The 12,874-nt window shown below is 34.7% G+C and carries 9 protein-coding genes and 4 pseudogenes; 8 read left to right on the plus strand and 5 right to left on the minus strand.

All coding sequences use genetic code 11. The features are described from left to right. Positions 1 to 186: 186 nt before the first annotated feature. Together ACQH3L_RS02695 and ACQH3L_RS02700 are read right to left on the minus strand one after the other, a co-directional pair. Positions 187 to 486: a type II toxin-antitoxin system RelE family toxin gene (locus ACQH3L_RS02695; protein ID WP_138265064.1), complete on the minus strand. Its 300-nt coding sequence runs from the start codon at positions 484 to 486 to the stop codon at positions 187 to 189. Further along, entirely contained in the window at positions 462 to 740 is a 279-nt protein-coding gene (locus tag ACQH3L_RS02700; RefSeq protein ID WP_223823133.1) for a hypothetical protein, read from the minus strand. Before ACQH3L_RS02700 ends, ACQH3L_RS02695 begins: the two co-directional genes overlap by 25 nt. 122 nt (positions 741 to 862) lie before the next feature. Between ACQH3L_RS02700 and ACQH3L_RS02705 the strand changes: the two genes are divergently transcribed. Together ACQH3L_RS02705 and ACQH3L_RS02710 are read left to right on the plus strand one after the other, a co-directional pair. Continuing rightward, entirely contained in the window at positions 863 to 3,385 is a 2,523-nt protein-coding gene (locus tag ACQH3L_RS02705) for a hypothetical protein (protein WP_425384955.1), read from the plus strand. A gap of 32 nt (positions 3,386 to 3,417) precedes the next feature. After that, positions 3,418 to 3,675, plus strand: a complete 258-nt coding sequence (locus tag ACQH3L_RS02710) for a hypothetical protein (RefSeq protein ID WP_425384956.1) — start codon at positions 3,418 to 3,420, stop codon at positions 3,673 to 3,675. Here ACQH3L_RS02710 and ACQH3L_RS02715 read toward each other — a convergent pair. After that, positions 3,650 to 4,482, minus strand: a protein-coding gene (locus ACQH3L_RS02715; protein ID WP_264374449.1) for an IS5-like element ISWpi1 family transposase whose coding sequence is annotated in 2 segments (ribosomal slippage) — positions 3,650 to 4,113 and positions 4,113 to 4,482 — 834 coding nt in all. Because the reading frame shifts where the segments join, the coding sequence is not laid out codon by codon here. The genes ACQH3L_RS02710 and ACQH3L_RS02715 overlap by 26 nt on opposite strands. A gap of 156 nt (positions 4,483 to 4,638) precedes the next feature. Here ACQH3L_RS02715 and ACQH3L_RS02720 point away from each other — a divergent pair. After that, positions 4,639 to 4,839 (plus strand): annotated as a pseudogene (locus ACQH3L_RS02720) (ankyrin repeat domain-containing protein); the annotation flags it as partial. A 258-nt stretch (positions 4,840 to 5,097) separates the two neighbouring features. Beyond that, positions 5,098 to 5,676, plus strand: coding sequence for a hypothetical protein (locus ACQH3L_RS02725; protein WP_425384957.1), 579 nt, complete (start codon positions 5,098 to 5,100; stop codon positions 5,674 to 5,676). A 331-nt stretch (positions 5,677 to 6,007) separates the two neighbouring features. Here the strand turns inward: ACQH3L_RS02725 and ACQH3L_RS02730 are convergent, their stop codons facing one another. Then, positions 6,008 to 6,937 (minus strand): Rpn family recombination-promoting nuclease/putative transposase, encoded by a 930-nt coding sequence (locus ACQH3L_RS02730; RefSeq protein ID WP_425384958.1) that lies wholly within the window; start codon positions 6,935 to 6,937, stop codon positions 6,008 to 6,010. A gap of 410 nt (positions 6,938 to 7,347) precedes the next feature. Between ACQH3L_RS02730 and rnhA the strand changes: the two are divergent. From rnhA to ACQH3L_RS02750, 4 genes and pseudogenes are all read left to right on the plus strand, one after another. Beyond that, positions 7,348 to 7,769, plus strand: a pseudogene (gene rnhA / locus ACQH3L_RS02735) (ribonuclease HI); the annotation flags it as partial. Between the two features lie 89 nt (positions 7,770 to 7,858). Continuing rightward, a pseudogene (gene mutL / locus ACQH3L_RS02740) lies at positions 7,859 to 8,977 on the plus strand (DNA mismatch repair endonuclease MutL); the annotation flags it as partial. A gap of 60 nt (positions 8,978 to 9,037) precedes the next feature. After that, positions 9,038 to 9,870, plus strand: a protein-coding gene (locus tag ACQH3L_RS02745; RefSeq protein ID WP_425384643.1) for an IS5-like element ISWpi1 family transposase whose coding sequence is annotated in 2 segments (ribosomal slippage) — positions 9,038 to 9,407 and positions 9,407 to 9,870 — 834 coding nt in all. Because the reading frame shifts where the segments join, the coding sequence is not laid out codon by codon here. Between the two features lie 82 nt (positions 9,871 to 9,952). Continuing rightward, complete coding sequence (locus ACQH3L_RS02750) at positions 9,953 to 11,758, plus strand: hypothetical protein (protein WP_425384959.1); 1,806 nt, start codon at positions 9,953 to 9,955, stop codon at positions 11,756 to 11,758. A 166-nt stretch (positions 11,759 to 11,924) separates the two neighbouring features. Here the strand turns inward: ACQH3L_RS02750 and ACQH3L_RS02755 are convergent. After that, positions 11,925 to 12,774, minus strand: a pseudogene (locus tag ACQH3L_RS02755) (IS630 family transposase). Between the last annotated feature and the right edge of the window lie 100 nt (positions 12,775 to 12,874).

Genomic DNA, 12,874 nt, shown 5'->3' on the forward strand with positions numbered 1-12,874 from the left:
TAATATATATATAATATATAATTTATAGGGGGGTAACCAAAAAAATGAACTTTCTTTGAGCTGAGCGAAGCCACCTAAGGTAGAGAATGGATCAGGAAGGAGTGGTGTATAAAATTATATATATAAAATCTTTAAGATTTTCTGTATAATTTACTCATGTAACTTGATAAAAAAGGAAGATAGAATCTACTGAAGAGTATATGTATCGATTATCTTCAAAGCCTCTTCATAAATGGTGTCTCTATGCCCTACTGCAACAATAGTTACTGCATGCTTTACAGTATTTACGCTATATATGATGCGATAATCACTAACTCTTAGCCTTCTGTGCCCTTTAAAGCTGTGGTGTAATGGTTTACCAAGGTTCAATGGATCGACTGTAAGCCGATCATGTATTGCGTCTACAACTCTTGACCTTATCGTTTTTGGAAGGTCCGGAAGATTTTTCTTAAGAACGTTCCTTAAGAAGATAATAGTGTATTCCAATCTACATCCTCACTTCTAACCGTCTCTGCACCTTCAACGTCATACTCGTTAGCAACCACAGATAGTAAAAAGTCTTCCATTTCACGATCTATTGCTTCTTTAAATAGCCTTTCTGCTAATTCTTGAGTTGGCTGCTTAGTGAGCTCAACTAGCTTAGCAAAGTGCTGCAAAGTTTCTTTACTGAGAGCTATGTTAGTGCTTAAGTTTGCCATATGCTTTACCAAAGTTCTACTACTGTAACAATTATACAACATTTTTCTGAACTTTTCAATAAAGAAAGTTGATGATATGTAAAGAGAATTTTGTGCACCTGTGTTAATAAACTATTAATAATTTGGCATATACTGGAACTGGCTTTTGCTGATGTTAGGGAGAAATGACACAAAAGTTAATACTAAGTATAGTATTGCAAGATATTATCAAGAATAAGGAAGGTATGCCAGCTAGTGGGTACTGGATGTATTTTTATGATAAAAGAAGTCCAACTACTCTTCGTAATGCCTACTACAAGAACCAGGAGGGAAATGTCGTACCGGCACCAAACCCTTTGCAGCTTGATGAAAACGGTGCTTTACCTCATAAGTTGTACTACTTTGTCGACGTTGATGATCCTGAAGATCGTTATACCGTAGAACTGAAGTGCAATTACGGTAATGCTGCAGCTCCTGAACTCATCTTTCATGATCTACCGTACTTTCAAGAACAATCCAAAGCAGATCCAGCTACATCTATATTATCTGATAACTTATTTATTGATGGTCAATTTAATATTGGTCTACAAATTAATGATAGAGGGCAGGGATCTGGTTATGTTTCACCTGAATTTTCGCAGGTGCCAATTGCTGGACTATCATGGCAGTTTTTAAGATCTTATGCTGATTCAGTACCGATACAGGATAGAACTGATGTAGACAGGATTTTCATTAAAGACATTACCGAAGCTGAAAGGATCGATGAAGGCAATCCTCGTTTTTATTTGAACGTTATTTGCGAAAAACCTAGCGAGACAACGCCACCTCTGCAGAAAGCTGTAACATTTAGGAGCTCTAATGTGTTATGGGGTACTGATGCCAGAGCTTGGCTGAAGTTCTATGCTTGGAGAGGTGGTGATGATATAGTAGTTAATTTACTGGCAATTCGTGATTTTGGTTCAAAATCATCAACACCGCCACAAGTTATGTCAATTGATCAATTTTTAATTGATTCTGATACTCCGAAGGTTTATTACACTAGTTTAAGTTTGCTTGGCTTTGTAATACCTGAAGATATTGGCGATTATCAAAGTTTGACATTGAAGTTTTTGTTACCACCGAATCGAGCATTTAATTTTAAAGCGACAAATTTTTATTGTGCAGAAGCCTCATTGCCAATACATGCAGTTGATTTTAAATACCCAACACAAAATTCTGATTTAGCAAAATCTAATTTATTATTTTCTTCATTTCGAGCAAATAAATATAGCATTGATAACAGTTACAATGAGCTAGTTTTTACAATTGATGGTCTTAAGTTTGTAGATAATATTGGTGAAATAGTTTCCTACCCAAAAGGAGCAAAAGTCGACGAGGAAAAGATAAATCTGCTCAAGTGCGATGGTCGCACACTTGATTCAACAGGTATTAGTCCGCTCGGCATTGAATACAAAAGGCTATATAACAAGCTAGACCATGCTCCAATTACATTTGATATGCTTAAAACCAAAGACATACCAAATTGGTTTAATGCAATATCAAGTGAGTATATTAAGAAGTTTATTGCGGATAATAATGTTAAAGTTAAATTCGAGGGAGATGGAGTAGTAAATCCGAAGCCCGAAGGTGATGATATAGGTCATCTATGGCTAGAAACTACATTCTATGCTAATTCAGATGTTAACTATGATTTTCAATATGTTGCAGCAGCAAATAGCATAGACCTTACTACTTGTTGTCATACGTTTGACATTACCACTAATTACTTAAGTAGTGGCATTCTAATGACTAATATGAATTTAAGGGAGATAAAATTTGCGGGTTCTGGTTCTGATTTTCCAGGTTATTTTCAAACTATAACTAAATTAAATTCAATTTATAATTATACAAATAATGTTGTGCCATACAATAAAGGTATTGATAAAATAACTGAGCAAACTAAAATAAATTACTCTGTTAAAAAGAATTTTTTTTATTTGACAGTAAGTCTTAATTATCAACAATTTCCGTATCCTTCCGGTTTATGTGGATTTTTTAATCCAGTTAATTTTAGTAGTAGAGTTTATGATATTGGTTTTCCTTTAAATATACCATCGGTTAGCGCTACTTTTTTGCAACACAATAATAATACTACTAGTACTTCACAAAGTTACTTTTTGTTTTCACCATGGTTTGTGTATTCAATGGCTTCAGTACATGGTACAAGTATTAGTTCTAGTGGTGGAGATTACCCTAGTTTCATTCATGGTGATTCTAGTGATTTATTAATGAAGTCATGGGGTGATTACGTTATTTACAAACAATCAGCAACGGACAAGAGAACACCAGGAAAACCGAATGTTCTGTTTGCTGGTAAAAATTCAGTGATAACCTATGCTATACAGCATAAAGCTTTGTTTACGCAAAGATGCTTGTATGTCTTGAAATTTAAAGAAGTGAAAGCAGGAGACTTTATAGGTCTTAAAACATCTCATAACACCCAAACTGGTAACAATTTTAACACAGTAATATGGTGGAGTGTTGATGGTGATGGAAAAGCACCAACTAATGTTACCGCCAAAGAATTTAGAGAAGTCAAAGCAACAAAAGATACGACACCAGAGCAACTCGCAGACATGATTGCCAATGATATTAACAATAAGGGAACAACTATATTCCACATTCCTAATATCACTGACGATAAGTGTGACTACTACATAAGGTGCTAACATGAAATAAATTTAAAAATAGGAGAAAAAACATGATTGAACAAAACAGTAAAATCGATGAAATCGATATTGAAATCAGTGAAAAAAATGCTGAAATCGATCATTTTTATGAAGAAACTTTAGAAAAAACGAAAAATATCATCGATGAGGCGATAGCCAAAGGGTATACGCTTGGTGGTGATGATCGTAAAGTTTTAGAGCTGGTAAAGGCTAATGAGAAATTTGCTGAAAAAGTTCTAAGAGGTTGTCCGGAAACTAGTAAATTCAAGCATATTCCCTCTTTAACATAACCCTACTCATAGCTAGGTATATGAAATTCTCAGTGGATGTTGTGAGTAAATCATACTCCTTCGATAGCCTTCTATTCCTATTAACCCAAGCAAAAGTCCTTTCTACAACCCATCTTCTTGGCTGTACTTTAAACCCTTGTTCTCTTGTTGGTAGTAGCTCAGGTGGCGTATCTTTGTGCACCCAAAATCTACATGGAGGCCTTTTAACAATTTCAATATCTATGTCATATTCTTCCTTTATGTGATTCTTTAAATTTCTTCCTTGGTATCCCATGTCAGCCCACATTTTTTTAACTTTAGTATATTTTGTTCTCATATTGTTTAATGCTATTTTAATACCATCTCTATCATTTTCGTTAGCAGCGCCTACGTAACAACCTAGTATAAAACCCTGAGTGTCTGTAATTATATGCCTTTTTCTACCCTTTACTTTTTTACTTCCATCATAGCCTTTGATCCCCCCTTTTCTGTAGTCTTTACAGATTGACTATCTACTATACAGGCACTCGGCTGCTCATTCCTTCCTATTTTTCTTCTACTATATTTTGTAATTTCATAATTCATTTTCTCAAAAATTCCCTGCTTCTTCCATTGCCTGAACTGCTCATACACAGTCTTCCATAGCGGAAAATCATTTGGTAAATACCGCCATTGACACCCTGTACGCAATACATAGAAAATTGCTTCTAATATTTCTTTTTTGCTATACTTTGGCAGCCTTCCTCCTTTCTTGTATGATACTCTGAAGTGTTTTTCTATTCTTGCCCATTCCCTTTCGCTTAGATCTGTTGGATACTTTTTTCTCATCTTTACCCCGTACTAAAATTTCAGATATTATAGCCTTTTACTTGTTTCCGGACAACCTCTAAGTTATCAGATTTAAATAAAAAATTATTAACTGTAGCACAAGACTGTAAACCTAATGAAGTTGAAGATCTTGTCAATCAAGGTGCTGACGTTAATGCTCAGGATAATAGTAAATGGATACCTCTACACAGGGCTGCATTCAGAGGTTGCTTAGATGTAGTAGAATCTCTTATAGAGAAAGATGCTAAAATTGATGTTGAGAATAATATCAACCGTACTGCTCTGCATCTTGCTGCTAGAAAATGTCATTCAAGTGTAGTACAATCTTTTGTAAAAAAGGGAGCTAATGTTAATGCTAGAGACAAGGATGGTAAAACTCCGTTAGATCTTGCCTCTTGGCAAAAACAATTAGATATTACTTCTGGTCAAGACTGTGATCAGACTATAGAACATTTAGGAAAATCTAATCAAGAAGGGGGAAATCATGTACAGCGCAGGCGCCGTCACCACCATGGAGATTATAATCGTCATCACAATCACTTATCACGTAAAACTCTTGCTATAGATTCAAGTAATCAACATGAGATAGCAACAAGTGGTGGCACAAGACCATATTTGTGGATAAATAATTGTATTTCCTGGGCAAAAAAATTAGCAGTTAGCACTTTCTCTATAATTCCTGGATTACCTACTCAATACAACATTGCAGATAAGAATGATGATATTAATGTAAAAAGTGATAATAACAACATACCACAAAGTATATCAGCTGTTGGTTGGAATAATTTTCTAAACAGCGAGAATGTTGCTCTTGCAAGTTGTGTTGCCAATGCATTAGATGATACTCCAAGTAGACGCTATCAAAACTTAATAAGCAAAGGAGTAGAAGTTATACCAAGTAGAGAAGTTGCAGTTGAGTTCGCTCTTAGAAAATTTGATTCATTTGTAGAAGGTAAAATAAGAAATTTGGGCTCAAAAGAACAAGCTAGAATACGTGTTGAAATTAAAGACGCATATCCAGAAATAACAGCAAGTCTTGAAAGAGGAGTTGAATTTAGTGGTAATGTTGGGTTAAATAATGTTTTAGAAAAGTGCAAGAAGTGCTTTTGTACAAATGTCCTACCAAAGGATAAAGTATCAACTTGTCTTTCTGATGTAGGAGTAACCAAGCTTGGAAATACTTTGAGTAAGTAGATGAGAATACGGAAGGTATAATATGCCAAGTAGTGGAAAATTTAAAGTGAGGGTAGCCAAAATAATTAGGGAAACCAGTAGCAAGTTTGATAGTCTTAATACTAAAATGGATGAAGTAGACATTAAATGCTAAGAGGTTAATGTGTTTTCCATATTGAACTTACAGCACGTAGCTTTGATACAGAAATTTGGATAACGTTATGATAGTAATTTATATAATTCTATGTGTAATCTTTATAGCTGTTTTAGACAGTTCACTAGATTCTTAATTAGGGGATATGTCTAACTTAGAAAAGGTTTTCATAAATGTTAAAGTGAATAAGTAGGAGTATTATGTTTTTTCTTTGAGTTGTGAAATTTCAGAATGAGAGAGACCGGTAATTTGAGCGATAACATCTATAGAGACACCGGCCTTGAGTGAGTTTTTTGCAACTTCAATTTTACCTTCAATTTTACCTTCAATTTTACCTTTTTCATGGCCGATTTGGATGCCTTCTTGTCTACCTTTTTCGTGACCAACTTTAAGACCCTCATCAAATTTTTGAGCGAAAGCAGCAATCTCATCCATTATGCGTTTTTTCATTTGCTCATATGCTAGTAACTCTTCTTCTGACCAATTAAACTTATTCATCTCTTCATAAGCTCGTTTTATTATTACGTCACTACCAACTATTTTATCTAGGTCTTCTTCGTTTGTTTCTGCTGCATATCGGAAAAAATAACACCATTTTTCTACTATATTTTCTAGTTGGTCTTCTTTTGTCTTTGTAAATTTTGGTAATTCTATGAATACGAAGTAAAAATCCTTTAAGTCATGTTCAAAGCTATTTTGATCTAAAATGACATGATTAGATTTATACTCAGACTTATCTGGAAAAATAATACAATCAGCAACAGCAATAAAGATAATTTCTTTGAGGTTATGATAATCATCACCTTGATCAGCTTGACTTGAGTAGGCTTTGGCAGCATAATATTGAGCACGCTTTTCGAAGCCCTTGGTCTTAGTGAACTGCATTTCTATAATATATCTTGAACCTTGAGAGTCTTTACAAAGAACATCGACAATACTTTGCTTTTTAGCGGCAATCTCAGGATCCAAAATGGTAGCTAAGAATTCAACATCGTGAATAGCAGCCAAGCCAGTAAAGCCTAAAATATCGTTCAAGAAATGAATGAGGATATCTTTATTCTTCTCGGTGCCAAATATTCTTTTGAAGGCATAATCGTTGCGTGCGTCAAGAAACTTGGAAAGAGCCATGAGAAAGTAAGATAAAAAGCATTAATTATTATACACAATTGTGAGGAAATGTTCAATCTTTTTATTGTTTTAAATGTGTTGATGAAAAAACGTCTGTCAGAGATCATCTGAGAATTGCATTTAAGGCTTTAGATGAAGAGAGGGGATATCATCTTTTTATAGTTGCCTTATAAAAGGCCTTAAAACCACAGCAAATGAATTGATGAGCTATTAGGAGCTTAAAAATATTTATTTTCAGTGTGAGAGACTAACCTCCTAATAAAAATACGAGCCTAAAAGCTCAATTAAGATTTACCTAACATCGTGAGGACAGGTTTGTCAATCTCTCACACCTTATATTTTAAAATATTCAAAAAATAATATCAACATATTTTGGTAGCAAATTTACGTTGGATCTATATCCTGTAAGTATGGGCGAAAAAAAGAAGGTTATAATATATACAGATGGATGGAAATCCAGGGCCTGGTGGATGGGCAGCCGTGGTAATGTATGAAAATAAAAGTGTCTTTATCAAAAAACGTATCTCTGGAGGTGAAAACAAATAACAAGATGGAGCTAAAGGCTGTAATTAATGGACTAAAGATGTTAAAAATTTCCTGCAAAGTTATTGTACACACTGATAGTCAGTATATTAAACAAGGTATAACAGAATGGATCAACAAGTGGAAAACAAATGGTTGGAAGACAGCTGATAAAAAGCCAGTAAAGAACAGGGAATTATGGCAGGAGCTAGATGAAGTTGCTTTACAGCATGATGTTAATTGGAAGTGGGTTAGAGCTCACAGTGGTAATACCTATAATGAAGAGGCAGATAGACTTGCTAGAAAGGAATCTAAAAAGCTAAAATATAGAGATTGTGAGATCAAGAAATCACAAAAAAATAGAGGGAGCTCTAAGTTTCATAGATTGGAGGGAGTGTTATGGCAATAATTCTTTTAGACACAAAAACTATAAATCGTATAGCAGCGGGAGAGGTAATAGAAAGGCCAGCGAGTGTAGTAAAGGAATTAGTAGAAAATGCAATAGATGCTGGAAGTTCAGAGATAGAGATCAAAATAGAAAGTGGTGGACGTAACCTTATAACTGTGACAGATGATGGAAATGGAATAGAAAAGGACGACTTAGAACTAGCATTTATGAGGCATGCCACTTCAAAATTAAGCGATAGTGAGTTAATAGAAATCAAGCACCTTGGGTTTAGGGGAGAAGCTTTACCTTCAATTGCAGCAGTAAGCAGAATGAAATTATCGTCTAAGGCAAGTGGAGCAAAGGAAGCATGGTCTATAAGGTATGAGGGAGGAGAAAAAATAAGAGAGATTACCCCTTGTTCTTTGTTGCAAGGTACATATATTGAAGTTCGTGACTTATTTTTTGCTACACCAAATAGACTAAAGTTTCTAAAAACCGAAAGGGCAGAAACACAAAGTATTGTTGATATTGTGAATAACTTAGCGATGATTAATTATAGTATTGGGTTTACTCTCACTTCTGGTAATAAAAAGCTCTTAAAATATGTTAAGCAAACTTCGCTGTTCAACAGATTATGTGAAATAGAAGAAGAATTTCAAAGCAATTCACTGGAAGTTAAAGAGGAAGAAGAAGGCATCAAACTTAAGGGACACATCTGTAAACCTAATGTCAATCGTGGCAACTCAACTCAGATTTATACGTTTGTTAATGGAAGGCCAATAAAAGAGAATCTACTTGTTGGTGCAATTAGATATGCGTATCACGATTTTATTCCAAACAATAGGTATCCTTTTGCAGTGTTGCATTTAGAAGTACCATATGACCAAGTAGATGTAAATGTGCATCCAAATAAATCGGAAGTAAGATTTCAGAATAAAAGGCTAATATATGAAATAGTGAGAAGAGGGATAATAAAAACACTATCAACGAGATTTGCAGCGGGTGATCAAGGTATTGAAGAGGAGCTAATTTTTAATGATAGTAAAAGCCAAGAGCAGGTTGATAGTCAAGAGAAAAAAGATCAAAAAGAGTTTTATGAAAAGAGACCAAGTCTTTTAGAAAATCGTCTAAGAGGTTGTCCGGAAACAAGTAAAAGGCTATAATATCTGAAATTTTAGTACGGGGTAAAGATGAGAAAAAAGTATCCAACAGATCTAAGCGAAAGGGAATGGGCAAGAATAGAAAAACACTTCAGAGTATCATACAAGAAAGGAGGAAGGCTGCCAAAGTATAGCAAAAAAGAAATATTAGAAGCAATTTTCTATGTATTGCGTACAGGGTGTCAATGGCGGTATTTACCAAATGATTTTCCGCTATGGAAGACTGTGTATGAGCAGTTCAGGCAATGGAAGAAGCAGGGAATTTTTGAGAAAATGAATTATGAAATTACAAAATATAGTAGAAGAAAAATAGGAAGGAATGAGCAGCCGAGTGCCTGTATAGTAGATAGTCAATCTGTAAAGACTACAGAAAAGGGGGGATCAAAGGCTATGATGGAAGTAAAAAAGTAAAGGGTAGAAAAAGGCATATAATTACAGACACTCAGGGTTTTATACTAGGTTGTTACGTAGGCGCTGCTAACGAAAATGATAGAGATGGTATTAAAATAGCATTAAACAATATGAGAACAAAATATACTAAAGTTAAAAAAATGTGGGCTGACATGGGATACCAAGGAAGAAATTTAAAGAATCACACAAAGGAAGAATATGACATAGATATTGAAATTGTTAAAAGGCCTCCATGTAGATTTTGGGTGCACAAAGATACGCCACCTGAGCTACTACCAACAAGAGAACAAGGGTTTAAAGTACAGCCAAGAAGATGGGTTGTAGAAAGGACTTTTGCTTGGGTTAATAGGAATAGAAGGCTATCGAAGGAGTATGATTTACTCACAACATCCACTGAGAATTTCATATACCTAGCTATGAGTAGGGTTATGTTAAAGAGGGAATATGCTTGAATTTACTAGTTTCCGGACAACCTCTTAATAGAAATCAAATATTTTTGATGTACTTTATGGTTTTTCCAATTAGGCAAATGGCATGACAGCTAGTATAGAATTTAAAAATAATCAAGGCAATCAGATATCAGATTTAAAAGATATTAAAGTTATAACCTTAAGTGACGGTGTAGGTAATGAATATACTTTAGATGCACGTGATGGTCATCTTAAATTAAAATATATACCGACTAATAAGGATAAAGAAGAGGAGTATACAATAAAAAGTTTAGCAGAGGCTCTCGGAAGTTTGCTGAATGTAAAAAATAGTAGTGGTAAAACAGTGCTTGAAGAAAAAGTATCAGAACAACCTATAGTAGAAGCAATAATGTATGCAAAAGACGACAAGGGTAACAGAATTTCTGATAATGCACTAGAGCATACTTTTGCTAGGAGAAATGATGTTTCTGACTATATAAATAGCAAATTAAGCACAAAAGCTGACAAAGTTGAATTAGATAAGAAAGCTAATGCTGATAGGGTATATACCAAGCAAAATATAGATGACAAATTGAAAACTAAAGTCGATATTGATGATATATATACTAAACAAGTTATAGATAGTGAATTAGCAACTCGAGTTAACGCTGATAGGGTATATACCAAGGAAGAAATAGATGAGAAACTGGCAGTCAAAGCTGATACTTTCTTTACATATACTAAGCAAGAGGCAAATGAGATATTCTTCCCGCTTGCAGAACATCAGAAGTTAGCAAAGGAGATATTAGGCAAGCGCATAAACGGAAAATCAGTATTAGTTGATGAGTTAGGAAAGTTTTTTGATGAGCAAGAACTGTGGTATGGTAATAAGAGCGAGCAAACAGCAAAAGATTTCTTGGCTGAAAAAGGTAATTTTGCTAAAATTAATGGCTCTAATATAATGATTCCGGACTTTGCAGAAAAAATACTAGATGCAACAGAAGATATAGGAGAAGGCAAGAAGAAATCAGTTTTAGTAGAAAAATTGGGCAAATTTCTTGATCAAATTGATGATAATGATAAAGCATATGACGGTAAGACAGCAAAAGATTTCCTAGGGAAGAAAGGCATGCAGGGACCGAGAGAGGCAGATGGTCTAGCAGGTAAAGATGGAACAATCACAGCACCTAATTTAGTAGCTCAAGCATTGATTACTAATCAAGCAGATGCACTAGGAAGAGCGGTTCTAGGGGCAAAGGATGATGAAAATAGAGAAATCTTAGTAAACAGCTCTATTTTACAGGAAGGCGTAGCGAAAAAATTAAAAGAAAATCCTGGAAAGGCAATAGGTCCAAAAGGGAACCCTGGTCAAGATGGAAAAAGTCCATCAGTTGATGACGTAGCTGCTAAGTTACTTATTGATACAAATAAAGATGCATTAGTCACTGAAGTTGCACGTAATAAAGGTTTACAAGAGTCCTTGGCAATTAATCAAGATTTTAGCACCGCAGTGGTGGCAATTTTGAGTAATAATAAGAATTTTTCCAATATTGTAAAAAGAGATCTTAGTAGAGGAGAAGAAAGTCTATCAGTCGATAATGTGGTTACTAAATTGCTTGCTGATGAGAATAAAACATTAGTTAATGCTATAGGAAATAATAAAGAAGTAGCAAAAAAAATACTTGCCGTAACAGAAGATACAGATGAGAAAAAATCAATTCTTGTGGAAAAATTAGCAGGATTTCTTGATGCTAATGACCAAGCATATGATAACAATAAAAGAACAGCAAAGGAGTTCTTAGGCAGTAAAGGACTAGCGTCTGCTAATGCTTCTGATCCAACTTTTCAAGGAGCTGTTAGAGAAGTAATATCTCAACCTATTTTTGAAATTCCAGATGATCCAAATGCTCCGCTTTCCTGGGATTGGTAATATGATTTTTATCAAAAAACCAACCCCAAACACAAATGCCTCCCACGCTAGCTGGTTTTAGTTTCCGGAGATAGCCGTTACGTTTATAGCCCTTCTTATAATAGTCTGAACGGGGCAAGATAAGTGTTTATGATGGTATAGCTCTTTTCATAATAGTCCGAAAAGCTTATAGAAAAGCAGAATCAACAGCATGACGAAAAGATGTGAATAGAGGGATGTTTTTCCTAGCTCTGTTTTTTATAGCAAACCAATGATGCTCAATTTTGTTAAAATCGGGAGAATAAGGCGGTAGATATAAAATTTCTGCGCCAACTCCTTTAGCAAATCTTATTAGACTTATGAAAAGTAGCATTATCAAGGATAACAGTTTGTCCAGGTTCCAAAATCGGTGTCAGGAACTGCTCAAACCATTTATTAAAGATATCCATATTACAGTGGCCTTCAAATGGTAACGGAACAGCTATTTTTCTGCCGTTTAAGGCTGCAATCATACTGATTCGTTGAATTTTTACCAGATTTTAGAGCATAAAACCGCTGTCCCTTCTGGCAATATCCATAAGGGTAGTCCTCAGTGTTATCAATGCCAGACTCATCTATATATGCTAAGTTTTGAGGTTCTTTTGTTGCTAGAATTTTCAAAAATTCAGCGCGTTTTTCTTCGTTCCTTTCTTTGTATCCATATGTCTTTTTTTGCGTGTGAGTCCAATTTTTTTAAGAGCTCGATGGATCGTTGTGATACTAACATTGCTCCAAAGCTTAGCCATTTCCGATAGAGTTTTTCCACCATGTTTTTTGGCAAATTCAGTAAATTTATTCCTGTCGGTAATTTTGTGATTATAACCTACATTTCCAAGTTTTTTTGACTGAAAATCTCCTATTTCTTTTTTTCTTTGATGCCACTCCCATAATGTAGTTTTTCCAATTTTAAATCTTGCTGCCACTGTTTCTCTCCTTTCCCCTTCTTCTAGCACTTCCATTGCTTTTTTTCTTAAATCATAACTATATGCTGCTGGCATACTTACCTTCACTGCTATAAAAACTTATTTTACCTCGTTTGGACTATTATGAAAAGAGCTATATTGTAAGTCATTAGGCCGGCAGCGTATTATGACATGT

The organism is Wolbachia endosymbiont (group A) of Sturmia bella (assembly GCF_964030905.1).
GTDB lineage: Bacteria > Pseudomonadota > Alphaproteobacteria > Rickettsiales > Anaplasmataceae > Wolbachia > Wolbachia pipientis.